This is a genomic window from Sphingorhabdus buctiana (assembly GCF_042680825.1).
Classification (GTDB): Bacteria; Pseudomonadota; Alphaproteobacteria; order Sphingomonadales; family Sphingomonadaceae; genus Sphingorhabdus_B; species Sphingorhabdus_B buctiana.
In genome coordinates this window covers 148,907-174,018 of record NZ_JBHUEL010000004.1, presented here as the reverse complement: position 1 = coordinate 174,018, position 25,112 = coordinate 148,907, and the positions used below count along the sequence as shown (strand labels likewise).

Genomic DNA, 25,112 nt, shown 5'->3' with positions numbered 1-25,112 from the left:
ACTATCAAGCGATCTGTTCAGGCGACCAATGCATCTATCGCGCCTTGCAGGATATGCGCTGCAGCGGCGCTATCGATCCGCTCGGCGCGTTTGGCACGGCTCAGATCGGCTTCGATCATCGCGCGTTCGGCGGCGGCGGTTGACCAGCGCTCATCCCACAACAGGATTGGCAACCCGAGATCATCAATATTACGTGCAAAAGCACGGCTCGATTGGCTGCGTGGGCTTTCGCTGCCATCCATATTGATGGGTAGTCCGATAACGATTCCTGCCGTCGGACGGGTGGCAAGCGCCGCCAGCAACCTTGCCTTATCCTTGGCGAATTTGCTGCGTACGATCAGTTCCGCTGGTGAGGCAAAGCTCCACCCAGCATCGCAAAAGGCGGTGCCGATTGTCTTGCTGCCGACATCAAGACCGATCAGGACGCCGCCATCAGGCAGTGCATCGCGAAACTCTGCGGCGTTGGTCGTGATCAACGCGCCAGGAATTTCTCGATCCTCCACAAGGCATCGGCGCGGACATTGGCCCAAAACAGCGGATAGTCGTAAACATGGTAATTGTTGCCCGGTAGCACATAGGGCCCCAGTTTCGGCGGATCGCCGATTAGCAGGAACCCACGCTGGTCGCAGCGGGCAGGGACGGCCGCCTTGATGAGCTCACCCGTTGTCAGGTCGTCCGAAGGTTTCAAAGTACCAAGATTCGCAGCCATGTCGGCTTCCGGTTTTGCTCCGCCCGTAAGCGGGTTGGTGCATAGCATCTTGCTGTTCGCGCGCGTTTGGCCGTTGAAACCGGTGGTGCTGTCATAGATTTTCAGAATGCGGGCATATTCGGCTGGCTCGGCAAAGCTCTGCCATGCCAATATGCATCCTGTCTGGTCGGGCGACGCGCAAGCCGGAAAACCCATTTCTGGCAAGTCGGTTGCCTCGGAAATAGGCCAGCCCACAGCATAAACAGCAACTATCCGCTTGGCGATTGGCTTTCCGGCGACGCGGTCTTTCAGCAGGTGGGTCAGGTGCAGTGCACCCTGACTGTGCCCTGCGAGGATGATCGGCCGGTCTTTCTGGACCTTGGCGACAAAATCATCAAAGGCGAGGAGGATATCGCGATACGCAGCGTCAAGCGCCATCTGGCCTTCAGGCTTGTCAGTCAGGAAGGCTCCAATCGCGGCCTGTCGGTAACGCGGCGCCCAGATTTCACCCGAAGCTGCAAATGGCGAGGCCAAGCCGCGGAGGAACATTTTCGCGCGTTCCTGCGAAAGTGCATCGTCGAGCGGCGCGTTCCAGTGGTTTTTCTCCATATAGGATGTGGGGTGAATGAAGAAGATCGCAGCCGGTCCGGGAACATCGATCGGCGGCGCACCCGCGGGTTGCCATTCGGTCACATTGTCTGCCCCATCACGTCCGCGTGCGAACCACATTTTGGGATCATCATAGATGTTGGTGGCGAACGCCTTTTGCGCTTCGAATTTCTTCGTCGGGACAAAGGCGTATTCGGTCAGTTCCTTTTCATAAATGCGCACGACAAAGCCGCCAGCGATCACCAGCATGATCAAGGCTGCGACGACATAAAGGAACTTGCGGGCCACTTTGAAAAAATCCGTTGTAACAAATTGCAGGGCGGCATTTAGCCCATTGGCGGAAAATAGCACCGGATATTTGAACGGGGGCTGAAAAGCACAGCTTTGGATGTTGATGCTGCGACTGCACAATGCTAGCGGCACCGGCATGTCAGTCGATAAAGATACCGTGAACAAGATCGCGCGGCTCTCCCGCATCGCGATCAGTGACGAAGAAGCCGACAAGATGGTCGGGGAGCTGAATGGCATCCTCGCTTGGGTCGAGCAATTGGGCGAGGTGGACGTCACGGGCGTAGAGCCGATGACCGCTGTAATCCCCAACCATCTGCGTCTGCGTGACGATGTCGTCACCGATGGTGATGTGCGTGAAAAGGTGCTCGCCAATGCGCCCGCTCGCGAGGGCAGTTTCTTTGGCGTGCCGAAGGTGATCGAATAATGACCGACCTGACAAAACTCGGTGTTGCCGCACTTCGTTCTGGCGTTGCCTCTGGCGAATTTACCGCTGTTGAAGTGGCTGAAGCGTTCAACGCCAGTGTTGCTGCAGCGAAGGCGCTTAACGCTTTCATCGTTGAAACTCCGGAAAAAGCGGTTGAGGCGGCCAAAGTGGTCGATGCCGACCGTGCAGCAGGTAAGCCGCTCGGAAAGATGGCTGGTGTGCCGATTGGCATGAAGGACCTGTTTGCGACCGAAGGCGTGCAAACCACTGCGGCAAGCCACATCCTCGAAGGTTTTGTGCCGACCTATGAATCGACCGTTTCGGCCAATTTGTGGAAGGCCGGGGCAGGGATGCTCGGCAAGCTGAACCTTGACCAGTTCGCCATGGGTTCGTCGAACGAGACAAGCTATTTCGGCAATGTGATTTCGCCTTGGCGGCGCAATGACGGCAGCAATGCTGCTCTAGCGCCGGGTGGCTCTTCGGGCGGTTCGTCCGCTGCGATCGCTGCGCGGCTCTGCCCTGCAGCGACTGGCACCGACACAGGCGGTTCGATCCGCCAGCCTGCGGCGTTCGTCGGCATCAGCGGCATCAAGCCGACCTATGGTCGTTGCAGCCGTTGGGGCATTGTGGCTTTCGCAAGCTCGCTCGATCAGGCGGGGCCAATGGCGCGCGATGTACGCGACTGCGCGATCATGCTGGAAGCGATGGCGGGTTTCGATCCCAAGGATTCAACCTCGCTCGACCTGCCGGTTCCCGAATGGGAAGCTGGCCTCAACAGCGATCTGCGCGGCAAGAAAGTCGGCATTCCCAAGGAATATCGCCTTGATGGTATCGACGAAGATATCGCCAAGATGTGGGATAATGGCATCGCCTGGCTGAAAGATGCAGGTGCGGAGATTGTCGAGATCAGCCTGCCGCACACCAAATATGCGTTACCTGCTTACTATATCATCGCGCCGGCAGAGGCTTCGTCGAACCTCGCCCGCTATGATGGCGTGCGTTATGGTCTGCGCGATCTACCCGATGGCGCTGGATTGCAGGATATGTACGCCGCGACACGTGCTGCCGGTTTCGGCGCAGAAGTGCGCCGCCGTATCATGATCGGCACCTATGTGCTTTCCGCTGGTTTCTACGACGCCTATTACACCCAAGCGCAAAAGGTTCGCGCGTTGATCGCCCGCGACTTCGAGAATGCGTGGAAGCAGTGCGACCTCATCTTGGCCCCAACTGCGCCGAGCGCAGCCTTCGGTCTGGGTGAAAAAACCAGCGATCCGCTGTCGATGTATTTGAACGACGTCTTTGCGGTTCCTGCTTCGCTGGCCGGGCTTCCGGCAATGTCGGTCCCGGGAGGTCTCGACAAGCAAGGCCTGCCGTTGGGGCTGCAAATCGTTGGCAAGGCCTTGGACGAACAAGGCGTGTTGAACGCTGGGCTGGCAATCGAGGAACGTGCCGGGTTCACGGCGGAAGCGGAGAAGTGGTGGTAATATGAGCGAATACCGCATCCAAGGCGTCACCGGTGAGTGGGAGGTCGTGATCGGCCTTGAGGTCCATGCGCAGGTTACCTCCAACGCCAAGCTTTTTTCGGGCGCGTCCGCCGCTTATGGTGGCGAGCCGAACAGCCATGTGTCGCTGGTTGATGCCGCGATGCCGGGCATGTTGCCTGTGCCGAACCGCGAGTGCATCCGTCAGGCGGTGCGCACCGGTATGGCGATCAATGCGCAGATCAACCGCTGGTCGCGTTTTGACCGCAAGAATTATTTCTACGCCGATCTGCCGCAGGGTTACCAGATCTCGCAGCTTTACCACCCGCTGGTGGGCGAAGGCGCGATCGAGGTGACGCTCGATGAGAAGGATCCGAACAGCCCGTCTCGCACGATCGGCATCGAACGTATTCACGTCGAGCAGGATGCCGGCAAGCTGATGCATGACCAGCATCCGACCATGTCCTATGTCGATCTCAACCGCTCGGGCGTTGCTTTGATGGAAATCGTATCGCGCCCCGATATGCGTTCTCCTGCAGAAGCAGGGGCTTATGTGAAGAAGCTCCGCTCCATTCTCCGCTATGTCGGTTCGTGCGACGGCAACATGGAAGAAGGCAGCATGCGCGCTGACGTCAATGTCAGCGTACGGCGGCCTGGCGAAGAATTCGGCACGCGGACCGAGACCAAGAATGTCAACTCCATCCGCTTTGTGATGCAGGCAATCGAGGTTGAGGCGCGCCGCCAGGTTGATTTGATCGAGGATGGCGGCACGGTGGTTCAGGAAACGCGGCTTTTCGATCCGAACAAGCTGGAAACCCGCTCGATGCGCTCCAAAGAGGACGCGCATGATTATCGCTACTTCCCCGATCCGGACTTGCTCCCGCTCGAGCTTGACGACGCGTTCCTTGAGGAATGCCGAGCATCGCTACCCGAACTGCCCGATGCAAAACGCGCGCGCTATGAGAATGAGCTTGGCCTCACGGCCTATAACGCGGCCGTGTTGACCGCCGAGGCCGAAACCGCCTTCTGGTTCGAGGAACTGCTTAGCCATGGCGTTGATCCTAAGCAGGGTTCGAATTGGTTGCTGTCCGAATTGTTTGGCGCGCTTAATAAGCTCGGCAAGTCACTTGACGAAAGCCCGGTCAATCCTGCCCAGGCTGCCGAGTTGCTCAAACTCGTCGCCGATGGCACGATTTCGGGAAGCATCGCCAAGCAAGTGTTCGAAATCATGCTCGAGACAGGGCAGGGTGCGGCCGTAATTGTCGAAGAAAAGGGCCTCAAGCAGACCAGCGATACTGGCGCTATCGAAGCAGTAATCGCCGAAATCCTCGCCAACAATCCCGGCCAGCTCGAACAATATCGTGCCGGCAAGGAACAACTGTTCGGTTTCTTCGTCGGCCAGACGATGAAGGCGATGCAGGGCAAGGCCAACCCAGGCGTGGTCAATGAGTTGCTGAAGAAAGCTCTCGCCAGCTAAAAAAACGGAGGCCCCCAAAATGCGGCTTCCGTTGCCCGGTTTAGCTTTTATAGCTCGGGCTGTTACAGGGTCGGATGTGGGCAAATTGGCCCAATAACGGGGGAATCATGCATAGATTGAGTCGTGCGCTCGTAGCGGGCGTTTGCGTTTTTGCCGCTGCTGCGGTGCAAGCTGAAAGCACTGAACTAAGCGCATCGCCATTTGGTGCCGTGGAATTCGACGCTGCCGAGGTCGCCTCGCTGCAAATGCCCAAGCTGGAATTCACGGCCACCCCGGAAGATACGGGCAATTACGACAAATATTACTATTTTCGTCGCAACGACACCGACTTTGCGACCGCATATGCCGACATAACCGAATGCGATGGCTATGCGCGTGCGCTTGTTTCAAGCTTCAAAGGCGCCGATGTACCCTATCCTTATGCGGGAACTCTTGCTGGTGCTGCCGGAGGAGTAATCGCCAATGCGATGATGGCGGCGATCTTCGTCCCCGGCGAAAAACGCCGCATGCGCCGCGTGAACATGCGCCAATGCATGGGATTCAAAGGCTATGACCGGATCGGGCTTTCCAAGGAATTGTGGGAAGAGTTCAATTTCGAGGAAGGGACCGGAGCCGAAGAGGAGGAGAGCCGATTGAAGGCACTTAAACTGCAGGCATTGGTTGCCGCATTTGCCCCTGCCGCTGGAAAGGTATTGCCGCGATGAAACCGCTTCTGACCTCAATCGCCTTAGCCACATCACTGCTTGCCGTGCCAGTATCGGCGAAAGAAAAGCCCCCGGTTTTCGTTGAAGCCAAGCCCGTCAAAGACAGCAAAACGGCTGTCACGATCAATCCCGCTAAAGCCTATGTTTATGTTCGCACATCCAACGCGATGCCACTGCATTTAGTTCGCATTCCGTCAGCGGATGACCAGACGGCTTATGAGAAACTGAAAGCGGCTGCTTTTGTCGAGGCGCGCGAGGATTATGAAACGGCGCTCAAAAAATATGAGCGTGACCTTGCACTTTCCAAGCAATCATCTGGCGTCAAGAAGCCGAAAAAACCGGTCGAGCCCACCGAAGCCAATTTCCAGTTCCTCTCGTTCGGGCAGCTTGCCAATTTCACGGTTGGCACGTTCAATCGTTTCCAAAGCAAGGGCGGTAGCAGCTATCTCCACGAAGTGACTCCCGGAACATATCGGATTTATGGCCAGGTCGATCCGCTTCTCGGATTTGGGGTGTGCTATTGCATGGGGAGTGTCACATTCGAGGCAAATGCCGGTCAGGTGACCGACCTTGGAAGCGTCGGCCCGGACCCGGCAAACAGCGAACCACCCGAAAAAGGGGATAGCAGTTCGCCGCGCTTTGCCGCCAACGCTTTTGCGTGGACACCAGTTGATGGTGAAACCGCAATTGATCCGCGTTTGGCTGCATTGACCCGTGTTCCCGCCGATTTCCGTGCAGCCGGAAAAACGCCCAACTATATGGGAATTGCGATATCGCGCATTCCGGCAATCAGCGGCGTCATTGGCTATGAGCGCGACAAGATTGTGGATCTGAAAGCGCAAAGCGGGACGGCACTCGCCGAAGCAGCTTCGCAATAGTCCAATCCGAACAATTCCGCGCCTTTAGAGATAAATAAGGCCTTGCGCGGCATGCGGAACGGCGCGAGAATTGGGTGTTGCGGCGTTCGGTCGTGCGGAGCAGTGATGGCCCGAGCTTTTCACATATTGGCTGCTATAGCGGCACTTTCGATTTCTGCGCCGCTGTCTGCTCAAATGCCGGTCGCGACCGAGAAGTTTGCCCTGCGAGAAGGCTTTGCTTTTTCCTCTGACAAACCCCGAATTCTGCTCTTTCAGCCTGAGATCAAGGTAGGGGAACAGACAACAGCGGGCATATTTCAGAACAATGCCGATTGGCATGCCGCTGCCAGCCGAGAGCTGACTGCAGCCTTGGTTAGGGCTGGTAACAAACGCGGTTTCGAGATGGTGTTGCACGAAGACAAGGGCCCAACTGGGCAAATCTTGATTGAACATCGCGCTTTGTTTCGGTTGGTGGTCAGTATGATCATCAGGCACAAATTGTTCGGCAAAGATCCGCTGCCATCCAAAGCCACTGCGTTCGATTGGAGTTTGGGAAACGGGCTGTCAGCGCTCGCTTCTCAAGCACAGTCCGATTACGGCCTTTTCCTATTGAACCAAGACAGTTTTGAATCGTCGGGTCGGCGCGCTGCCAAGCTGGTCGCGTCTTTGATGGGCAATCAGGATGCGGCCGGAACCCATTTTGCGTATGCCGCGCTGGTCGACTTGCGCAATGGCGACATTGTGTGGCTGGGTGTCGATTTAAGAGCGTCTGGCGATGTGCGAACCGCGGAAGGGGCAAGCCACCGTATCGGGCAACTGCTTAATGGCCTCCCTTCACCAGCTTCTGGTGAGGTTGGAGCGCAATGAAACGCTGGCTGAATTCGATCCTTATGACCGCAGCGGTTGCTTTGGGCGCAACTGCGCTTCCTGCCAAGCCGTTGGAGTTGCTGCCGTCGCATGCCGGTTACCAACCGAAAGACGCGCTCGAAAAGGGGCTCTGGCTCGAAATGGATCAGGCGGAGCAGCAAGTGCGCGTCTCCAAATTCCTCATCGAGGATCCTGAACTCAATGCCTATGTCAAAAGCGTTTTGTGCCGCGCGGTGGGCATCGAAAAATGCGGCAGTGCGCGTGTTTATCTGATCAGGACGCCGCAATTCAACGCGGCGATGGCCCCCAATGGCATGATGCTGGTATGGAGCGGCCTGCTGTTGCGTGCGCGCAACGAGGCGGAGCTGGCGACTGTGCTGGCCCACGAATTTGCGCATTTTGAAATGCAGCACAGCTGCAGTCGTTCCGCGATGTCAAGGCAAAGTCCGATGCAATGACTTGGGCAGGTTTTGTCCCGGGCGGGTTGCTGGCGCAGATCGGATTGATGGGATCGATGTTTCGTTTCAATCGCGAAATGGAAAAGCGGGCGGATATGGCTGCGCTCCAATATCTGAGCGATGCCGGCTACAACCCGATGGTCGCCTCACAAATCTGGGAACAGTTTCGCGGCGAAATGGAGGCGCAGGCCAAAGCGGGCAAAGCGGGAGCGTTGGCAGAAGAAGTAAATGACTTTTTCTCTTCGCACCCCAATACACAGGATCGGATGAATTATTTGCGCGCGGCGGCCCGCCAAAAGACACCAAACACAGATACCGGTGCCGCTCGCTATCAAGCCGCCATCGCCCCTTGGTGGCCGCGGCTGATCGATGACCAGATCAGACTAAACGACTTTGCCGCGACACATTATTTGCTCTCTGGCCTGTCGCGAGGACAATGGAGTGCCGAACTGCTCTATGCCCGGGCGGAACTGCATCGGGCACGAGGCAAAGTAGACGATATCGCGGCGGCAGAACGCGATTATCGTGCAGCGGCATCAGCCAGTCCCGAATTGGCGGAAAGCTGGAGAGGCTTGGGGCTGCTGCTTCTGCGCCAGGGCCAGGAAGTTGAGGGGCGACGCATGCTTCGCCGCTACCTCGAAAAAGCACCCGATGCTACAGATCGGGCGTTGATTGCAAGCATGGCTGGTGGGGCAAGGCATTGAAATTTATACCTTTCGCAATCTCGCTCTTCGCTTTGGTTGGGGTATCGATGCCGCTCAAGGCTGAGTGGACGGCGCTGGTATCGAATGAACAGCTGCCAGTAGCGGGGAAATCAATGAAGGTGCAGCCAATGGCGGGTTGGAACCGATCCTCGGCCAAGCCTTCAAGTCGAAGTGAACGGTGGACCCGTGATGGTCTCGCCCTCAACGAACTCACTTTCTTTGCCGATGTTCGCGACGGTGAAGCCCTCTATTACAAACCGCTGATGGCGGAGAAGGATTTGCCAAAGTTCCGGTCTGCAATGCTTCCCACCGAAATTGTCGAACTGTTCGAAAATTCCAATCGAATGATCCTTGCTTCTTCGGTTTTCACAATTGGCAAAGTCGAACCGGCCTCGTTGGGAATTCATTCGGGTGTGCGTTTTACTTATGAATATGCCGCACCTGATGAGGGACTTTCCCGCAAGGGAGAGGGTGTGGCTGCGGTCGTTGATGGCCGATTGTACCTCGTCAATTTTGTTGCGCCGGCCATTCACTATTTTGATCGCGACATATCCGAAATACGCCAAATGATTTCCACTTTGCAATTGCGCCCACCCAAGCGAACCGGGGGCCGTTAACGGCACGTCGCGCCGCAGAGCAAACCCGCCGTTTTCGGCACTTGCCCTAGGCGCACTTTGCCGTTAGAGGCACGCGACCGCACGGCCTATTCGGGTGTGGCGGAGCGGGCGTGGCGGAATTGGTAGACGCACCAGATTTAGGTTCTGGCATCGCAAGATGTGGGGGTTCGAGTCCCTTCGCCCGCACCATTCCGCAACCGCCCCGTTTCCAGCCAAGTCCGTCCAGAGATTTTTGACGCGCCACTGGCGCAGAGTTGAGGATTAGAGTTTTAGTTATGCAAGCCCAGGAAACCCAGAATGAAGGCCTGAAGCGGGCCTATCGCGTAACCGTCACCGTTGCCGACATCGAGGCGCGGATCGACAGCGAAGTTAAAAAGATTGCGCCGCAGGTGCGCATGCCCGGCTTCCGCCCCGGCAAGGTTCCGGCGAACCTCGTCAAGAAGATGCACAAGGATGCCCTGCTGCAGGAAGCGCTCAACAGCTCGATCCAGGAAGCTGTGCAAAAGACGATCAGCGATAACAAGCTGCGCCCGGCAACCCAGCCGCACGTGCACCTCGATCATGATTATGCGCCCGGCAAGGATGCAGTCGTTGATTTCCACTTCGAAGTGCTGCCGAGCATTCCTGAAGTGTCGATCGACAATCTCTCGATCGAGCGTTTGACGGTTGAAGCCGAAGGCGCTGAAGTCGATGCAGCTCTGGAACGCCTCGCATCGGGCCACAAGAATTTCGAAACCGCTGCAAAGAGCTATAAAGCAGCTGTGGGTGACGTTGTTGTCATCGACTTTGAAGGCAAGGTTGATGGCGTGCCGTTTGATGGTGGCAAGGGCGAGGGCATGTCGGTCGAGCTTGGCTCAGGCCAGCTGATCCCCGGATTTGAAGACCAGCTGGTTGGCGTGAAGGCCAATGACAGCAAGGTCATCAACGTAACCTTCCCTGAGGATTATGGCGCGAAGGAACTGGCAGGCAAGGCCGCGACCTTTGATATCGTCGTTGGCGAAGTGAAGAAGCCGGTTGAAAGCAAGGCGGACGACAGCCTTGCCGCTGCATTCGGCCTTGAAAGCATCGACAAGCTCAAGGAACTGATGAAGGTCCAGGTCGAGCAGGAGCTTAACGGCCTGACCCGCACCTATATGAAGCGCCAGCTTCTTGATCAGCTTGCCGCCGATCATGATTTCGAGGTTCCGCCCTCGATGGTAGAGGCTGAATTCGAGCAGATCTGGTCGCAGTTGGAGCAGGAAGCTGCCCGTGAGGAAGATCCGGAAGCTGCGCGCAAGGAAATGGAAGCTGAGCGCGACGATTATCGCGACATCGCTGTCCGCCGCGTTCGCCTCGGTCTGCTCCTTTCGGAAATCGGCCAGGCTAATGGCGTCGAGGTAAGCCAGCAGGAAATGAACATGCTGGTGACCCAGGCTGCACAACAATACCGTCCGGAAGACCGTCAGCGTTTCGTACAATATCTGCAGGAAAATCCGATGGCAGCGGCCCAGCTTCGTGCGCCGTTGTTCGAAGACAAGGTCGTAGACTTCCTGTTCGACAAGGCCAATGTCGACGAAAAGACGGTGACCCGCGCTGAACTGGAAGCTGCAATCGAAGCCGAACCCGAGGCGAAGCCTGCTAAGAAGGCTCCGGCGAAAAAGGCTGCTGCCAAGAAGGAAGCGGCCCCCGCCAAGGAAGAAAAGCCCGCGAAGAAGGCCGCCCCGAAAAAGGAAGCAGCCAAGGACGAGGGTGAAAAGCCGGCGAAAAAGGCACCTGCCAAAAAGGCTGCTGCCAAGAAGTAATCGCCATATGCGATCATTGAAGGGGCCCGGAGTGATCCGGGCCCTTTTCGTTTACGCTGACTACAAAGGCCTGATTGCAGGGCAGAATACCAATCTTAACCCTTTTCCTGCTTGAAACTTTCACCCGCTGCCCCGATGTAGGGCTAGAGCTTAACCACCAATAATAGAGGCGTTCATGCACGATCCGTTCCGCGATCCCACCCAGGCACTTGTTCCCGTCGTTATCGAGCAGTCGAACCGCGGCGAGCGCAGCTGGGACATTTTTTCGCGACTTCTGCGCGAACGCATCATCTTCGTCACGGGTGAGGTTGAGGATAATATGGCCGCCGTGATTACGGCGCAGCTGCTGTTCCTCGAATCGGATAATCCCAAGAAAGATATCTGGATGTACATCAACTCGCCGGGCGGCGTTGTAACCGCCGGCATGGCCATCCACGATACGATGCAGTATATCCGCCCGCGCGTTGGCACGGTGTGCATCGGTCAAGCGGCCTCGATGGGTAGTTTCCTTCTCGCTGCGGGTGAACCGGGCATGCGTATCGCCCTTACCAACGCGCGTATCATGGTGCACCAGCCTTCGGGTGGCGCACGCGGTATGGCGTCGGATATCGAAATTCAGGCCAAGGAAATCCTTCGTATCCGTAAGCGGATGAACGATCTTTACGCCAAATATACCGGCAAGCCTTTGAAGGATATCGAGAAGGCGATGGACCGCGATACCTTCCTGGAAGCCGATGAAGCCAAGGCCTTTGGCATCGTTGATGAGGTATTCGACAAGCGCCCGGTAACTGCGGAAGGCAGCGATAGCTGACAATAACTTCGCATCTTTACCGATTTTCCACCGCGTTTCTGAAACGAAATGGCGGGTTTTTCAGCTATTGCGAAATTGTGACATCGCGATAGGATGATAATGTTTGGGCAATTCATCTTAGGTTTTGCCCAGTTTAGTACAGGACGGTTATGACCAAGTTGAGCGGCTCCGACACCAAGAGCACCCTATATTGCTCCTTCTGCGGCAAATCGCAGCACGAAGTGCGCAAGCTGATTGCGGGGCCGACCGTCTTCATCTGCGATGAATGCGTCGACCTGTGCAACGATATCATCCGTGAAGAGACCAAAGGTGCTTTGACCGGCAAGAAGGATGGTGAGGTTCCGACACCGCAGGAAATCTGCGACGTATTGGACGATTATGTCATCGGCCAGTTCCAGGCGAAGCGCGTCCTCTCGGTCGCGGTGCACAACCACTATAAAAGGTTGAACCACGCGCAGAAGAACAATGATGTCGAGCTTGCGAAGTCGAACATCCTGCTGATCGGCCCGACAGGCTGCGGCAAGACATTGCTGGCCCAAACGCTGGCGAAAACATTTGATGTGCCATTCACTATGGCGGATGCGACGACACTGACCGAAGCCGGTTATGTCGGTGAAGATGTTGAGAATATCATTCTCAAACTGCTTCAAGCATCGGATTACAATGTTGAGCGCGCGCAACGCGGCATCGTTTACATCGACGAAATCGATAAAATCAGCCGCAAGGCCGAAAATCCCTCGATTACCCGCGATGTCAGCGGTGAGGGCGTTCAGCAGGCGCTGTTGAAGCTGATGGAAGGCACAACCGCCAGCGTTCCGCCGCAGGGTGGGCGCAAGCATCCGCAACAGGAATTCCTGCAGGTCGATACGACGAACATCCTGTTCATCTGTGGTGGTGCATTTGCCGGGCTTGAGAAGATCATTTCAAATCGCCTCGAAGGCAAATCGATCGGTTTCGGTGCCAATGTCGCCGACCCCGATGAGCGCCGCACGGGTGCTATCCTGAAGCAGATCGAGCCCGAAGATTTGCTGAAATATGGCCTGATCCCGGAATTTGTCGGCCGTCTGCCGGTTACCGCCACGCTTGAGGACCTTGATGTTCCTGCGTTGGTGAAGATCCTGGCTGAACCCAAAAATGCTCTGGTGAAGCAGTATCGCAAGCTCTTCGAGATGGAGAATGTCGGCCTGACATTCACCGACGATGCGCTCGAAGCGGTCGCCAAGAAGGCGATCGAGCGCAAGACTGGTGCACGCGGCCTTCGCTCGATTTTGGAGGCTATCCTGCTTGATACCATGTTCGAATTGCCTTCCATGCACGGGGTTACCGAAGTGGTGGTCGACAAGGACGTTGTCGAGGGCCGGAAAGAGCCGGTCCGCGTGTTCTCTGAAGCCGCCAAGGAAGACGCAGCTTAACTTTTTTTAAAGCTGTTGCTTGGCTGCAACACCCGGATTCGGACAAGCTCTAACTCTATCAAAATATGAGCTTTTGTGCGCCTGCCGCAATCAATCGCATGCGCTGGGCGGGTTACTTGATGCTGCAAAGCAGCAATTGTCATACTGTTGACACATGTTTCGAGCACCGAAGCGCCAGCCCGAGCTTTACCGAATCGACAGATTCGAGCTAACGGCGGCATATGGGGGCACAGCCCCTGCACAAATATAGGGGTTCAAGATGCAAATCCGTTATTACCTGGCGGCAGGCGTAGCCGCGCTCTCCATTGCGACCATGACGGCGACGCCGACTTATGCGCAGGAAACAACTTCGTCTGTTCGAGGCAGTGTGGAATCTACATCTGGCCCGGTTGCAGGGGCAACGGTTACCGTAGTTCACGAACCATCAGGTACAACTTCTACCACTTCCACAGCTTCTGATGGATCGTTTTCCACGCAAGGCCTCCGCGTTGGCGGGCCTTTCACCGTGACCGTCGATGCCAGTGGTTACCAAACCGCACAGGTTACTGACCTGTATCTGCAGGCAGGCACTCCTTTTCGACTCCCGGTGACGCTGGAAGCGGCACAAGAAATCGTCGTTACGGCGTCAGCGATTCGTGGAGCGCAGGAAACCTCCACTGGCCCAATTACGACTCTGGGACGTGAAGAAATTGAGGGCGTAGCTTCGATTAACCGCGACGTCCGGGATTTGGCGCGTCGTGACCCCTTCGCAACTATCGATCTCACAAATAGCCGTACAATTGAAATCGCAGGTCAGAATGGCCGCTTGAACCGCTTTTCGGTTGACGGTGTTGCATTCGGTGACGACTTTGGCCTTAATAATGGTGGCCTGCCTACCAACCGCGGCCCAGTCCCACTTGAAGCGATCGAACAATTTTCGGTTAAGGTCGCTCCGTTTGACATCACCGAAGGTAACTTCCAGGGTGGCGCCATCAACGTTGTTCTCCGCTCAGGCGGCAACAGGTTCCGCGGTGGTGGTTTCTTCACTTACACCGACGACAGCTTGACAGGCGATAAGACCAAAGGCGTTGGCGTCAACTTGACTCTTGAGTCCAAGCAGTATGGCGGCATCCTCTCGGGTCCGATCATTAAAGACAAGCTTTTCTTCATGACTGCTTACGAGCGTACTGAGGAATCAATCCCGTTTGATAGCGGACCCGCTGGGCAGGGCTTTGCTGCTCCGATCCCGGGTTTAACCCAGGCGCAAATCGATCAGGTAAGTTCGATCGCGGACTCTGTTTACGGATATGACACCCTAGGTGTAATTCGCAACGCTGATGAAACCGACGAAAAACTAGCGGTCAAACTTGACTGGAACGTCACCGACGATCACCGCGCATCACTGACTTACATCCGCAGCGTCGGCAACAATAGCTTTCAGCGTAATACCTCAACCAGTACAACTTCGCCGACGATTGGCTTGTTTTCAACTGGCTACCAGTTGACTGAAGAAGTTAACAGTGGCGTATTTCAGTTGAACTCGTCGTGGTCAGACAGGCTCTCAACCGAATTGCGTGTTCGCTACACCGATTATAATCGTGGCCAAATACCTTTTGGTGAAAAGACTATCGGCCAGATTTCGGTTTGCGCAGATGCAGTAAATGCCGGCAGCTTGACCTCATGTTCCACAGGTGTGCCGCGCATTTTCTTTGGACCCGACCAGTTCCGTCATGCAAATGAGTTAAACACTGAAAATCTCGGTGTGGAATTCAAGGCAATGCTGGATGCCGGCGACCACTCGATTAAGTTCCTGGCTGGCTACACCGATCTTAACACTTTCAACCTGTTCGTGTCGAACAGTCTCGGTGTCTACTATTTTGACTCGGTGCAAGATTTCCAGAATCGCCGCGCAAGCACGCTGACGCTTCAAAATGCGGTGCCGAGCCTCAATCCAGACGATGGCGCCGCTAATTTTGCCTCGCAAACTTACACCTTCGGTGTGCAAGATGATTGGCAGGTTACGGATGATCTCACCCTGACGCTCGGCGCACGATATGACCTCATGGGTAGCGACGATCGTCCTCCGCTCAACGCTAACTTCGTGGCCCGTCATGGTTTCTCCAATCGCGAAACCTTCGCAGGTAAAGGCGTGCTGCAGCCACGCTTTGGCTTCGATTGGAAGGCGACCGACCGTTTGATCGTTCGTGGCGGCGTGGGTGTTTTCGCTGGTGGCTCGCCTAACGTGTTTCTCTCGAACAGCTTCTCCAACACGGGTCAACTGACCAATCAAATCACCATTCTGCGCAATACCAGCGCGAATGGGTGCGATGTGCCCGGAACGGTTGTGAATGCTGCCCAGATTTGCAGTGACGCTTTGGTCAATGTCGATCTGGGGAGCTTTGATTCGAGTGTTACCAACTATCTGACCACAAATACCGCAGCGCTTGCTGCAGCTCCGGTGAATGCGATTGATCCGAACCTTAAGCTTGCGCGTCAGCTGAGAGCAACGCTCTCGCTCGACTATGATGCAGATCTTGGTCCGTTAGGTGACGGCTGGCTGTTCGGAGCGAACTTCCTTTATGGCAATGTTATGCAAGCCTATTCGTTCACCGACATCCGTTCGGTTGCAATCGGTACTTTGCCCGACGGCCGAGTTCGCTACAACATAATGCCAGGACAAACTGGTACCAACCAGGACTTGATCATGACCAACGATACGCGTGGTCGTTCTTATATAGGCGTGATCCGTTTCGAAAAGTCTTGGGATTTCGGCTTGAATATCGGCGGCAGTTATACCCGATCGGACGTCAAGGACGTGAACGCTATCACGTCTGCGACCGCTAGTTCGTTGTATGGCAACAATGCCATGGTCAACTCCAATGGCGCTGCTTATGGCCGCTCAATCTATGAGATCAAGGATCAGTGGAAGTTCAACGTCGGTTTCAAGACGGAGCTCTTCGGCGATAACGAAACGCGCTTCAACCTGTTTGGTGAGTATCGTTCGGGTCGCCCGTATAGTTTGACCTTGATCGATGCTGGCAGCGGTCGTTCTCCTGTATTCGGGACAGTCGGAACCAGCGGTAACCCGCTGGTGTATATCCCGACTGTTGGCGACAGCCGAGTGTCCTTTGCTACCACAACTGATGAAACCAATTTCAACGCGCTGGTAGCTCAGTTTGGCTTAGACAAGTTCCGTGGCAGCATTTTGCCAAAGAACAGTCAAACTTCGCCTGACTTCTTCAAGGTTGACTTGAATGTCAGCCAGGAGCTGCCAGTGCCGCTGTTCGATGGTGCGAAGATCAAGCTGTTTGCTGACATTGAAAACGTGTTGAATCTGATTGACAGCGACTGGGGTGCGCTGCGCCAGGTTCCCTTCAGCTACACGGCAGGTATCGCGACGGTGCAGTGTCTTTCTGCTGCTACTCCCACCGGTACCACTCCGGGAGCTGGCGTAGTAAACACGGTACCTACACAGCTGTGCGCGCAGTATCGCTATTCGGGTGTCCGCAATCCCAATGTGAACCTGGTTACGCGCCAGTCATTATATGGAATTCGCGTAGGTGTGAAGGTTAGCTTCTAAACCCGGCAGATCTAAACTATTAAGGGGCGCGGGGAATATCTCCGCGCCTTTTTCATTGGTAGATGCAGCTATCCAGCCCGTCGCGCTTTACGATATTGATGCGCGAAGCGATCCGGTTGCCATAACGGCGGGTGAAGCCGCTGGCGCCATTCACGGCGCGCTTTTTGGGTAAGGGCAGGGCGGCTGCCATGCGCGCGGCCTCCATTCGCGAGAGTTTCGAGGCGCTTTTCTTGAAATAGCGTTGTGCTCCGGATTCCGCGCCATAAGTGCCGATTCCAGTCTCCGCGACGTTCAGATACACCTCCATGATGCGCCGCTTTCCCCAAAAGGTTTCGATCAGAAAGGTGAAATACGCTTCCGGCACTTTGCGGACATAGCGAGTCCAGCCGCTGCCTTGCCACAGGAACACATTCTTCGCGGTCTGCTGACTGATGGTGGAGCCGCCGCGGATGCGGCCGCCCTGCTGGTTGCGCTGTATGGCTTTTTCAATCGCTTCGGTATCAAAGCCATTATGCTGGCAGAATTTGCCGTCTTCTGCAGCGATGACGGCGCGCACCAGATTGGGTGATATGTTGGAAAGCGGCTCCCAGTCGCGTTCAGATCCATTGCTGTCGAACAACATGGTCAGCGTCGTTGGCACTGGAACGAAGCGGTACAACAGCACCAGTGCAAAGGTGATTGCAAGGTACCAGAGCAGGCAACGAAAAAGGAAGGCGGAGAAACGGGCGACGGGCGAACGCTTTGCTTGGGCCATGGCCTTAGCTAGCGCGCGCCCGTAGCCGCGTCATCCATTTTTACTTTTGCCTCAAATGGCAGCGAGCAGCCGTTTGTCATTGGCAATGCGCAACATCGCCTTTTGTAGCTTTTCGAAAGCACGCACCTCGATCTGGCGCACGCGTTCTCGACTCACATTATATTCCTGACTCAACTCTTCGAGCGTTTTGGGCTCGTCGATCAGGCGACGCTCGGTCAGGATATGCTTTTCGCGCTCGTTGAGGCTGTCCATCGCTTCCATCAGCAGATGGTGGCGAACGTCGGTTTCCTGAGCTTCGGCTACGCGCTCATCCTGCAAGGGTTCGCTGTCGACCAGCCAATCCTGCCATTGGCCATCGCCATCCTCGCGCATGGAAACGTTCAGCGAGGTATCGCCGCCCATCGCCATGCGACGGTTCATTTCGATGACTTCGCTTTCCGAAACGCCGAGGTCAGTCGAGATTTTCGCGACGTCTTCGGGCCGCAAATCACCATCTTCGAAGGCCTGCATGTTATTTTTCATGCGGCGGAGGTTGAAAAACAGCTTCTTCTGCGCGGCGGTGGTTCCGATCTTGACCAGGCTCCAGCTGCGCAGGATGAATTCCTGCATCGAAGCCTTGATCCACCACATTGCATAGGTGGCGAGGCGGAAACCGCGATCGGGATCGAATTTCTTCACGCCCTGCATCAGGCCGACATTGCCCTCGGAAATCAGTTCCGAAACGGGCAAGCCATAGCCGCGATAGCCCATCGCAATCTTCGCCACGAGGCGCAGGTGCGATGAAACCAGCTGCGCAGCAGCGGCAGGGTCTTCATGCTGTTGGTAACGCTTGGCGAGCATATATTCCTGCTCTGGCGTCAGAACAGGGAATTTCTTGATTTCCGCAAGGTAGCGGTTGAGGCTGGCGTCCCCCCCAAGGGCAGGGATTGTTGCCGGAACATTTTTCGTCTCTGACATTTCTTCCTCTTTCTTGCCTGCATCGGGGCCTCATCAAGCACCCCTTTGTCAGACGGTTACGGTGAAACTCATACTCGAAGCGACGTTAGCAGAAGCTGAATATCCTCAGGCATCTTGCTTTCGAAACCCAGCTTTTCACCGGTAACAGGGTGAATAAACCCCAGCGACACGGCGTGCAAGGCTTGCCTTTCAAAATAGGACTGATTTGGTCCAAATTTAAATGCTTTTCGTCGATTATTATAAGTGGAATCGCCTATTAATGGATTGCCGATATGCGCCATATGGACGCGCACCTGGTGCGTCCTGCCTGTTTCCAACCGGCATTCCACCAGTGCCGCGTCCTTGAACTGTTCGATCGTGCGATAATGGGTTACCGCATGCTTTCCCCTGCCTTCGGGTAGTACCGCCATTTTCTTGCGGTTTGTGGTCGAACGACCGATCTGGGTCCGGATTGTACCGGCGGGCGGGGTCGGATGGCCGGCGACAACTGCGAGATAGCGCCGTTCGATGTCGTGCGCTGCAAACAACCGGGCGAGCCCTTCATGAGCCTTGTCGGTCTTGGCAACAACCAGCAGTCCCGATGTATCGCGATCGATGCGATGAACGATTCCCGGGCGTTGAACGCCGCCTATCCCCGAAAGCTTCCCTCTGCAATGATGGAGCAAGGCGTTGACAAGTGTGCCATCGCTATGGCCGGCAGCCGGATGGACCACCAAACCTGCGGGTTTATTGACCACAATCAGGTGTTCATCCTCAAATACAATGTCGAGGTCTATCTCCTGAGCCTGCGCTTTATCAGGCAGCGGGGCAGGGACGGTTAATGTGAAAGGCTGGCCCTCGAACTTCTTGCTCGATGCGTCTGTCACGGGGCGGCCAGCGACCAACAGTGCGTTGTCGTCCACCAAGGCTTGGATGCGCGCACGCGAAAGGCTGGGAATGGCTTCCGCCAGCGCACGGTCCAATCGTCCCGGGCCCAATATGCCGCTATGGGTAGTTTCTAGCCCCTCCATATCCTAGATGTGGGAAATGGCTGTGATTTTATCAAGTTGCATCAAGGTGGAATTGCTGGATTGGGCGTCAAAAGCCGGAACAGAGGAAGTTTGTGGCTTGCTTTTGGGTCAAGGGAATTTCGTTGAGCAGGCCGTGCTGACGCAGAATGTTGCAGAGAGCCGAACTCGCCATTTTGAAATAGACCCCAAAGCGTTGCTCGCTGCGAACAAGGCTAGTCGCAGCGGCGGCCCGCAAATCGTCGGCTATTTTCATTCGCATCCTGACCCTGTCGAGCCAGTTCCGTCGGATACGGATATCGCATCAGCGGCGAACGATGGACGGTTTTGGCTGATCATTGGTTGTGGTGAGGTCAAAGCATGGCTCCCGCGCCCTGATGGCGACGGCAAAATTGAAGCTTTTGAACCCGTTGCGATTATCGAGGGTTGAATCGTTGCCTTACAGGGTCCATTGCGGCTGACGTCATGACCAAAAGAGGTATTGTCTGACCATGTCCGACACGGAACTCGATCTTGCTGCTTTGCTGTGTTCGCGCCTTTGCCACGATTTGTTGAGCCCTGTGGGCGCAATGAATAATGGTCTTGAGCTGTTGGCGGACGAACATGATCCAGAAATGCGCAAACGGTGCATGGATCTTTTAGCGGAGAGCGCCAAATCGGCGGCGGACAAACTCAAATTTTTTCGTTTGGCTTTTGGGGCCGCAGGGGGTTTCGGTTCCGAAGTCGATCCAATGGAAGCCAAAGCGGTTATCGAACCATTGGTAACCGGAGACGGTCGCACTGCGCTCCATTGGGGTGTGCCCGCTGGCTTGATGCCCAAAAAAGCGGTCAAAGTGCTGCTCAACTTGGTCCTGATTGCGAAAGATGCGCTGGTGCGCGGTGGCGAACTCCACGTCGGAGCCGAAGGTCGCGAAAACGAGCAAGAAATCGTTATTCGCGCCACCGGTCCTCGCATCATTATGGACCAATCTGTACGCGATGCCCTTACCGGGGCACTAACCGAAAGCCAGATCGATTCCCGAACTGCCGCGGCGTGGATGGTGCGGGGTCTGTGCGCCAGCAATGGCGGTTTGGTCCAAATTGCGGCGCCTGACGAAACCCAGATAGTAATCGGCGCGATCGTCCGCTGACACAAGGCCTCGCGGGGCAGGGTGTAAAGCCCTTTTTAACCAAGATATTCCATAAAGCCGCTCTACTTTTATGGCAGGGCGCTTTGGATGGATGATCTGCGCGAAGAGTTTATCGCGGAAACACGGGAGACGCTGGAAATTCTGGCGGGTCAGCTTGTCCAATGGGAGAAGGATCCAAGCGACAAGAGCTTGATCGATAGCGCCTTCCGTTTCGTTCATACCGTTAAGGGAAGCTGCGGCTTCCTGGATCTGCCGAGATTGCTGCGGCTTAGCCATGCGGCTGAAGAATTGCTGAGCCATGCCCGCGACGAACAGATTGTCGTTTCGTCTGACATGGTCACCCCCGTACTTGCTGTAATTGATCGCATTTCTGAGCTTACCGAAGCGTTGGAGAGCGGGGAGCCGGTATTCGATAATGATGCCACTCTCATCGATGCGATGCTCGCCTTCCTTCCGGACAAAGGTACTCCTGCGATACCAGCGGCGGCGATCCGTCAATTGCATCAGGATGAGCCGGGCGAAGCCATCGACGAGGCAGCAAGCGCATCAAAGACCCGAACGGTGCGCGTTTCGCTGACCTTGCTCGACAAGCTGATGAACGGGATTTCTGATCTGGTGCTGGCACGCAATGAGGTATCGCGCCAGTTGCGCCGGGTCGGATCGGACAATGAAATTGATCAAGCCTTTGGTCGATTGTCATCGACGGTCGCAGAAATGCGCGATGCCATTGGCATGATGCGGATGCAACATATTGATCGGTTGTTCTCTACACTGCCGAGATTGCTGCGCGATATCTGTATCGAACTAGGCAAGCAGATCGAACTGACGGTCGAGGGTAGTGAGGTGGAGGTCGACCGCGAAATGGTCGAGGCGTTGCGTGATCCGCTAACGCACATTTTACGCAATGCCGCCGATCACGGTATCGAAGATCCCGAACAGCGTCGCTCCGTCGGCAAGGATCCGGTGGGGCATATCCGCGTTGTCGCCCGTCAATCAGGTAACCAGATCCTGATTGAAATCAGCGACGACGGTCGCGGTATCGATGTCGAGAAGCTTGGCCAAAGAGCAATTGCTCGCAAATTGCTAACCAGCTCACAATGGCAGAATATGCCCGAACGCGCCAAATTGGAGACGATTTTCGCGCCAGGTTTGTCCACTGCAGAGGCTGTCACGTCCATTTCCGGCCGCGGCGTGGGCATGGATGTTGTGCGTACCAACATGCATGCAATCGGCGGTTCAATCGATCTGGAAAACTACGAAGGCCAAGGGCTTAAAATCACGCTGCGTCTGCCTTTGACGCTTTCGATTATCGCCGGGCTGTCTTTGCGCGCCGGCGGGCAGATTTACGGCATTTCACGATCGGCGGTTGTCGAGATTGTTTCGGTTTCGAATCGTTCGGTAGAAATTGAAGAGATAGGCGGGATGCCGGTTGCCAAAGTGCGCGGGGAAAGGCTGGCCTACGCCAAACTGGAAACGATCCTTGGTGTTGCCGAAATGGAAGGCAGCCAGTCGGCACGTTCGCTGGTGATTATCAAACCGGCAGTTGGCGCAACCTTTGCGCTCGACGTCGAAGCGGTGGTCGATAATGAAGAGCTTGTGGTCAAACCGGGCGCGCCGCTCATCATGGCAACAGGGCTTTATGCCGGCACATCGCTCCCCGACAATGGAAAGCCGATGCTGCTTCTCGATGCCAGCGGCTTGGCGGCTGAGATCGGTGTTGAGCAGGACCTGTTCGAAATGGCAAATCGCAACCAGGTTACCGATGCCGAGCAGAACAAGCAGGATGCCGACTCCGGCCTGCTATTCCAGACACTGGATGGAACCGTGCAGGCCATCCGCCTCGCAGTGGTTGACCGCATCGAAGATGTCGACGGCAGTGCCTTCCACCAAGTCGGTGGTCGCTTGTGTGTATCGGTGGAGCAGGTGCTTTATGATGCCAAGGGGCTTAAGACGCTTCCCGATGCTGGAGCTACCGTTAAGATGCTTCGCTTGTCGGACGGAAGCACGAGCGTTTTTCTAGCTGTTGCTGATGTTATCGATATTTTTGCTCTCGACCGCGAAATTGCTCCATCGTTGCTGCCCGAAGTTTATGAGGGCATTGTGCATGTCGATGGAAAGCCGGTTGAAGTCCTCAACAGCTACAGCTTCTTTGAAGCCCGTCCCGGCGAAAATCCTATAGGTATCTCGCAAAGGCCGTTATGCTTTGTCGATGCGTCATGCGACGATGGCTGGGCCCAAAACATATTGGCTCCCCTGCTTTCAGCTTCAGGCTATGAGGTCAGCTTCGATCCCACCGACCAATCGCGCGCTGCGGTTGTGCTAGCCAATGGTGCCAATACTCAAAAAACAGTAGGCGACGGACGCGTGGTTGCGCTTCGAGACAGTCTTCAGGTGAAGGACGAAGAGCGCGGATCAATCTATCGATATGACCGGTTGGGCCTTCTGTCTGCGATCGAATCCAAAATTGCAGGAGCGCGGTAAATGGAAAAGCTGTTCCTGATTGCGGAAATTGCCGCAACGCCTGTCGCCATATGTTGTGACCACATTGAATCGGTCGTTAGGGTGAACGAGGTGGTGAACGTCCCGCGCGCCGATCCGGTCATCGCTGGTCTCTTCTCTATGCGTAGCCGGGTATTGACGCTGATCGATTGCCAGTATCGGATCAGCGGCACGCAAAAGCCATTTGAGAGAGGTTGTCCTGCGGTAATCGCCTCGATCAATGGGCACAGTTTTGGGCTGATGGTTGATCGCGTGCGCGACGTTGTTTCTGTATCTGATGATGCGGTCCTTGCCGCAACGCGCCTCAATCCGAAATGGTCAGGCCTGTGTAGCAGATTGGCCGAAATTGAAGATCATTTGGTGATGATTCTCGATCCCGAGAAACTGGTTTCGACTGACCAGCGCGCTGCGGCTTGAGCGAAACAAGCTAGCCCAACTTTTTTATCTAACCGACTTTCGCGTTAACCGGACAATAAGAGGCAATCATTATCCTCGACCGCAATGGATCAAGGAGTGAAATGTCATGAAGACCTGCCTTATCGTCGATGACAGCAAGGTTATCCGGAAAGTGGCCCGCCACATCCTGGAAACACTGCAGTTCGAGGTCGATGAGGCGTCGGACGGCAACGAGGCACTCAATCAATGCGCGGCGCGTGAACCGGACGTAATCCTGCTCGATTGGAATATGCCGATCATGAGCGGAATGGATTTCCTTCGCGCCTATCGCGCATCGCAAAATTCCGCGGCCAAGGTTATTTTCTGCACCACCGAAAATGGTATCGCGCATATTCAGGCGGCAATCGATGCCGGTGCGGACGAATATGTGATGAAGCCGTTCGACCGCGAAACGCTTGAGACAAAGCTGCAACTGGTTGGTTGCATCTGAAGCGACAGCCATGCGTGCTTCGCTCCCACAATTGAGTGCACCTACGAGTGCTTTTGAGCGTCCGATAAAGGTTCTGCTTGTCGACGACAGCAACGTCGTGCGGTCTATTTTTTCGCGCATGCTCGGCGAAAATGACGAGATCGAAATTGCAGGTGAAGCAGCCAATAGCGCCGAAGCCTTGCAACAACTGAGCCGCCTTCGGGTTGATATCATCCTGCTCGATATCGAAATGCCCGAACGTTCGGGCCTCGATGCACTTCCAGAGATCTTGGAGGCAGGCAATGGTGCTCGTGTGCTCGTTGTATCCTCCTTTGCCGAGGAGAATGGCCCGGCCGCTATTCGCGCGCTCGAACTGGGTGCATGTGATACGCTCGCAAAGCCGGGGCGTTTTGGATTTGCCGGGCGTTTCCCGGACATGCTCGTCGACAAAGTCGTCAGGTTGGGCAGTTCCATCCGCAAGGTTTCTGCACGCAGTTTACGGGACGAGGGCGACTGCGCGTCGTATGAACCTAACGGGGACATTCCTGCGCCCGAATGCATTGCAATAGGGGCATCGACTGGCGGCATTCCGATCATCTACGAAATTGTTCGAAACTTGCCAGATGCGCTCGACTGTCCCATTTTCATTGCGCAGCATTTGCCCGAAGCATTCATGGAATTTTTTGCTCGCCAATTGTCTGCGCAAACAAACCGACGCGTTTGCGTACCCAAGGCAGGCGAAGAGATTATGGAGCGGACGATATACGTCTCTCCGGGCAATGCGCATCTCACCTGTGCGCGCGGAGGCACGCGGCGGAAAATACAACATCTCGAACATTATGCCGGCAGTCGGTACAGTCCCTCGGTCGATGCGCTGTTTGAATCTGTTGCCGAAGTTTATGGTGATACAGCGTTGGCCCTGGTCCTGAGCGGCATGGGCAATGATGGCGCGACCGGAGCGCAGCAATTGTTCCGTCAAGGCGCGCGCATCATTGTGCAAGACGCCGACAGTTCGGTTGTTTGGGGAATGCCGGGCGCCGTTGCCAAAGCTGGTTTGGCGACTGCCGTCATGTCGCCGTCGCATATCAGCCGGCTTTTGGCCCGGGCGGTTACGTCGTGACAGTCTCGGTGCCGACGCGCGCAATCCAGAAACTATCCGA

The 25,112-nt window shown here is 55.7% G+C and carries 25 protein-coding genes and 1 tRNA gene; 20 read left to right on the top strand and 6 right to left on the bottom strand.

Annotated elements, in window-relative coordinates:
- Nucleotides 1-17: 17 nt before the first annotated feature.
- Both ruvX and ACFSAG_RS05970 read right to left on the bottom strand, forming a co-directional pair.
- Complete coding sequence (ruvX, locus tag ACFSAG_RS05975; protein WP_381512426.1) at nt 18-476, bottom strand: Holliday junction resolvase RuvX; 459 nt, start codon at nt 474-476, stop codon at nt 18-20.
- Nucleotides 473-1,585 carry a DUF3089 domain-containing protein gene (locus tag ACFSAG_RS05970; protein WP_381512424.1) on the bottom strand — a complete coding sequence of 371 codons (1,113 nt, stop codon included), beginning with the start codon at nt 1,583-1,585 and terminating at the stop codon, nt 473-475. Before ACFSAG_RS05970 ends, ruvX begins: the two co-directional genes overlap by 4 nt.
- A gap of 139 nt (nt 1,586-1,724) precedes the next feature.
- Between ACFSAG_RS05970 and gatC the strand changes: the two genes are divergently transcribed.
- The 5 genes from gatC (at nt 1,725) to ACFSAG_RS05945 (ending at nt 6,552) form a co-directional block, all read left to right on the top strand.
- Complete coding sequence (gene gatC / locus ACFSAG_RS05965; RefSeq protein ID WP_115548257.1) at nt 1,725-2,012, top strand: Asp-tRNA(Asn)/Glu-tRNA(Gln) amidotransferase subunit GatC; 288 nt, start codon at nt 1,725-1,727, stop codon at nt 2,010-2,012.
- Nucleotides 2,012-3,496 carry an Asp-tRNA(Asn)/Glu-tRNA(Gln) amidotransferase subunit GatA gene (gene gatA / locus ACFSAG_RS05960; protein WP_381512419.1) on the top strand — a complete coding sequence of 495 codons (1,485 nt, stop codon included), beginning with the start codon at nt 2,012-2,014 and terminating at the stop codon, nt 3,494-3,496. Before gatC ends, gatA begins: the two co-directional genes overlap by 1 nt.
- 1 nt (nt 3,497) lies before the next feature.
- The gene (gene gatB / locus ACFSAG_RS05955; protein WP_374611364.1) at nt 3,498-4,970 is read left to right on the top strand and encodes an Asp-tRNA(Asn)/Glu-tRNA(Gln) amidotransferase subunit GatB; all 1,473 of its coding nucleotides are present in this window, start codon (nt 3,498-3,500) and stop codon (nt 4,968-4,970) included.
- A 107-nt stretch (nt 4,971-5,077) separates the two neighbouring features.
- Complete coding sequence (locus ACFSAG_RS05950) at nt 5,078-5,674, top strand: hypothetical protein (RefSeq protein WP_381512416.1); 597 nt, start codon at nt 5,078-5,080, stop codon at nt 5,672-5,674.
- Nucleotides 5,671-6,552, top strand: coding sequence for a hypothetical protein (locus ACFSAG_RS05945; RefSeq protein ID WP_381512413.1), 882 nt, complete (start codon nt 5,671-5,673; stop codon nt 6,550-6,552). Before ACFSAG_RS05950 ends, ACFSAG_RS05945 begins: the two co-directional genes overlap by 4 nt.
- Nucleotides 6,553-6,576: 24 nt before the next feature.
- On the opposite strand, the gene ACFSAG_RS05940 is transcribed toward ACFSAG_RS05945, so the two are convergent.
- Complete coding sequence (locus tag ACFSAG_RS05940) at nt 6,577-7,026, bottom strand: hypothetical protein (RefSeq protein WP_381512410.1); 450 nt, start codon at nt 7,024-7,026, stop codon at nt 6,577-6,579.
- Here ACFSAG_RS05940 and ACFSAG_RS05935 point away from each other — a divergent pair.
- From ACFSAG_RS05935 to ACFSAG_RS05895, 9 genes are all read left to right on the top strand, one after another.
- Nucleotides 7,012-7,398 (top strand): hypothetical protein, encoded by a 387-nt coding sequence (locus ACFSAG_RS05935; protein ID WP_381512407.1) that lies wholly within the window; start codon nt 7,012-7,014, stop codon nt 7,396-7,398. The two genes, ACFSAG_RS05940 and ACFSAG_RS05935, sit on opposite strands and share 15 nt — an antisense overlap.
- Complete coding sequence (locus ACFSAG_RS05930) at nt 7,395-7,856, top strand: M48 family metalloprotease (protein WP_381512404.1); 462 nt, start codon at nt 7,395-7,397, stop codon at nt 7,854-7,856. The genes ACFSAG_RS05935 and ACFSAG_RS05930 overlap by 4 nt, the downstream gene beginning before the upstream one ends.
- Nucleotides 7,853-8,560 carry a M48 family metalloprotease gene (locus tag ACFSAG_RS05925; protein ID WP_381512400.1) on the top strand — a complete coding sequence of 236 codons (708 nt, stop codon included), beginning with the start codon at nt 7,853-7,855 and terminating at the stop codon, nt 8,558-8,560. The genes ACFSAG_RS05930 and ACFSAG_RS05925 overlap by 4 nt, the downstream gene beginning before the upstream one ends.
- A gap of 47 nt (nt 8,561-8,607) precedes the next feature.
- The gene (locus ACFSAG_RS05920) at nt 8,608-9,177 is read left to right on the top strand and encodes a hypothetical protein (RefSeq protein ID WP_381512398.1); all 570 of its coding nucleotides are present in this window, start codon (nt 8,608-8,610) and stop codon (nt 9,175-9,177) included.
- Between the two features lie 104 nt (nt 9,178-9,281).
- Nucleotides 9,282-9,366: transfer RNA gene (locus tag ACFSAG_RS05915), tRNA-Leu, on the top strand.
- An 86-nt stretch (nt 9,367-9,452) separates the two neighbouring features.
- A complete protein-coding gene (gene tig / locus ACFSAG_RS05910; RefSeq protein WP_381512395.1) occupies nt 9,453-10,958 on the top strand; it encodes a trigger factor in 1,506 nt (501 codons plus the stop codon).
- Nucleotides 10,959-11,133: 175 nt separating this feature from the next.
- Nucleotides 11,134-11,769, top strand: coding sequence for an ATP-dependent Clp protease proteolytic subunit (locus tag ACFSAG_RS05905; protein WP_381512392.1), 636 nt, complete (start codon nt 11,134-11,136; stop codon nt 11,767-11,769).
- Between the two features lie 149 nt (nt 11,770-11,918).
- Nucleotides 11,919-13,181 (top strand): ATP-dependent Clp protease ATP-binding subunit ClpX, encoded by a 1,263-nt coding sequence (clpX, locus tag ACFSAG_RS05900; protein WP_381512389.1) that lies wholly within the window; start codon nt 11,919-11,921, stop codon nt 13,179-13,181.
- 259 nt (nt 13,182-13,440) lie between these two features.
- Nucleotides 13,441-16,740, top strand: a complete 3,300-nt coding sequence (locus ACFSAG_RS05895; RefSeq protein WP_381512386.1) for a TonB-dependent receptor — start codon at nt 13,441-13,443, stop codon at nt 16,738-16,740.
- Nucleotides 16,741-16,792: 52 nt separating this feature from the next.
- Here the strand turns inward: ACFSAG_RS05895 and mtgA are convergent, their stop codons facing one another.
- From mtgA to ACFSAG_RS05880, 3 genes are all read right to left on the bottom strand, one after another.
- Nucleotides 16,793-17,494: a monofunctional biosynthetic peptidoglycan transglycosylase gene (mtgA, locus tag ACFSAG_RS05890; protein WP_374611344.1), complete on the bottom strand. Its 702-nt coding sequence runs from the start codon at nt 17,492-17,494 to the stop codon at nt 16,793-16,795.
- 51 nt (nt 17,495-17,545) lie between these two features.
- Nucleotides 17,546-18,451 carry an RNA polymerase sigma factor RpoH gene (gene rpoH / locus ACFSAG_RS05885; RefSeq protein WP_381512383.1) on the bottom strand — a complete coding sequence of 302 codons (906 nt, stop codon included), beginning with the start codon at nt 18,449-18,451 and terminating at the stop codon, nt 17,546-17,548.
- A gap of 68 nt (nt 18,452-18,519) precedes the next feature.
- The gene (locus ACFSAG_RS05880; protein ID WP_381512380.1) at nt 18,520-19,461 is read right to left on the bottom strand and encodes an RluA family pseudouridine synthase; all 942 of its coding nucleotides are present in this window, start codon (nt 19,459-19,461) and stop codon (nt 18,520-18,522) included.
- Between the two features lie 22 nt (nt 19,462-19,483).
- Here ACFSAG_RS05880 and ACFSAG_RS05875 point away from each other — a divergent pair, with 22 nt between their 5' ends.
- The 6 genes from ACFSAG_RS05875 to cheB all read left to right on the top strand — a co-directional run bounded on the left by ACFSAG_RS05875 (nt 19,484) and on the right by cheB (nt 25,072).
- Nucleotides 19,484-19,888 carry a M67 family metallopeptidase gene (locus tag ACFSAG_RS05875; RefSeq protein WP_381512377.1) on the top strand — a complete coding sequence of 135 codons (405 nt, stop codon included), beginning with the start codon at nt 19,484-19,486 and terminating at the stop codon, nt 19,886-19,888.
- Between the two features lie 61 nt (nt 19,889-19,949).
- Nucleotides 19,950-20,588, top strand: coding sequence for a histidine phosphotransferase family protein (locus tag ACFSAG_RS05870; RefSeq protein WP_381512374.1), 639 nt, complete (start codon nt 19,950-19,952; stop codon nt 20,586-20,588).
- Between the two features lie 87 nt (nt 20,589-20,675).
- Nucleotides 20,676-23,069: a chemotaxis protein CheA gene (locus tag ACFSAG_RS05865; protein ID WP_381512371.1), complete on the top strand. Its 2,394-nt coding sequence runs from the start codon at nt 20,676-20,678 to the stop codon at nt 23,067-23,069.
- A complete protein-coding gene (locus tag ACFSAG_RS05860) occupies nt 23,070-23,504 on the top strand; it encodes a chemotaxis protein CheW (RefSeq protein ID WP_374611333.1) in 435 nt (144 codons plus the stop codon). It begins immediately after the preceding gene.
- A gap of 106 nt (nt 23,505-23,610) precedes the next feature.
- Nucleotides 23,611-23,973 carry a response regulator gene (locus tag ACFSAG_RS05855; RefSeq protein WP_381512368.1) on the top strand — a complete coding sequence of 121 codons (363 nt, stop codon included), beginning with the start codon at nt 23,611-23,613 and terminating at the stop codon, nt 23,971-23,973.
- Between the two features lie 10 nt (nt 23,974-23,983).
- On the top strand, nt 23,984-25,072 hold the full coding sequence (cheB, locus tag ACFSAG_RS05850) for a chemotaxis-specific protein-glutamate methyltransferase CheB (RefSeq protein ID WP_381512365.1): 1,089 nt from the start codon (nt 23,984-23,986) through the stop codon (nt 25,070-25,072).
- Nucleotides 25,073-25,112: the final 40 nt, after the last annotated feature.

Excerpts from the sequence above, each read along its gene's own strand:
- clpX (WP_381512389.1), top strand. The coding sequence starts at position 11,919 with ATGACCAAGTTGAGCGGCTCCGACACCAAGAGCACCCTATATTGCTCC.
- rpoH (WP_381512383.1), bottom strand. The coding sequence starts at position 18,451 with ATGTCAGAGACGAAAAATGTTCCGGCAACAATCCCTGCCCTTGGGGGG.
- ACFSAG_RS05930 (WP_381512404.1), top strand. The coding sequence starts at position 7,395 with ATGAAACGCTGGCTGAATTCGATCCTTATGACCGCAGCGGTTGCTTTG.
- ACFSAG_RS05925 (WP_381512400.1), top strand. The coding sequence starts at position 7,853 with ATGACTTGGGCAGGTTTTGTCCCGGGCGGGTTGCTGGCGCAGATCGGA.
- ACFSAG_RS05935 (WP_381512407.1), top strand. The coding sequence starts at position 7,012 with ATGATCATCAGGCACAAATTGTTCGGCAAAGATCCGCTGCCATCCAAA.
- ACFSAG_RS05945 (WP_381512413.1), top strand. The coding sequence starts at position 5,671 with ATGAAACCGCTTCTGACCTCAATCGCCTTAGCCACATCACTGCTTGCC.
- ACFSAG_RS05870 (WP_381512374.1), top strand. The coding sequence starts at position 19,950 with ATGTCCGACACGGAACTCGATCTTGCTGCTTTGCTGTGTTCGCGCCTT.
- ACFSAG_RS05950 (WP_381512416.1), top strand. The coding sequence starts at position 5,078 with ATGCATAGATTGAGTCGTGCGCTCGTAGCGGGCGTTTGCGTTTTTGCC.
- gatC (WP_115548257.1), top strand. The coding sequence starts at position 1,725 with ATGTCAGTCGATAAAGATACCGTGAACAAGATCGCGCGGCTCTCCCGC.
- ACFSAG_RS05865 (WP_381512371.1), top strand. The coding sequence starts at position 20,676 with ATGGATGATCTGCGCGAAGAGTTTATCGCGGAAACACGGGAGACGCTG.
- cheB (WP_381512365.1), top strand. The coding sequence starts at position 23,984 with ATGCGTGCTTCGCTCCCACAATTGAGTGCACCTACGAGTGCTTTTGAG.
- ACFSAG_RS05855 (WP_381512368.1), top strand. The coding sequence starts at position 23,611 with ATGAAGACCTGCCTTATCGTCGATGACAGCAAGGTTATCCGGAAAGTG.
- ACFSAG_RS05895 (WP_381512386.1), top strand. The coding sequence starts at position 13,441 with ATGCAAATCCGTTATTACCTGGCGGCAGGCGTAGCCGCGCTCTCCATT.
- ACFSAG_RS05880 (WP_381512380.1), bottom strand. The coding sequence starts at position 19,461 with ATGGAGGGGCTAGAAACTACCCATAGCGGCATATTGGGCCCGGGACGA.
- mtgA (WP_374611344.1), bottom strand. The coding sequence starts at position 17,494 with ATGGCCCAAGCAAAGCGTTCGCCCGTCGCCCGTTTCTCCGCCTTCCTT.
- ACFSAG_RS05920 (WP_381512398.1), top strand. The coding sequence starts at position 8,608 with ATGCCGCTCAAGGCTGAGTGGACGGCGCTGGTATCGAATGAACAGCTG.
- gatB (WP_374611364.1), top strand. The coding sequence starts at position 3,498 with ATGAGCGAATACCGCATCCAAGGCGTCACCGGTGAGTGGGAGGTCGTG.
- gatA (WP_381512419.1), top strand. The coding sequence starts at position 2,012 with ATGACCGACCTGACAAAACTCGGTGTTGCCGCACTTCGTTCTGGCGTT.
- tig (WP_381512395.1), top strand. The coding sequence starts at position 9,453 with ATGCAAGCCCAGGAAACCCAGAATGAAGGCCTGAAGCGGGCCTATCGC.
- ACFSAG_RS05860 (WP_374611333.1), top strand. The coding sequence starts at position 23,070 with ATGGAAAAGCTGTTCCTGATTGCGGAAATTGCCGCAACGCCTGTCGCC.
- ACFSAG_RS05905 (WP_381512392.1), top strand. The coding sequence starts at position 11,134 with ATGCACGATCCGTTCCGCGATCCCACCCAGGCACTTGTTCCCGTCGTT.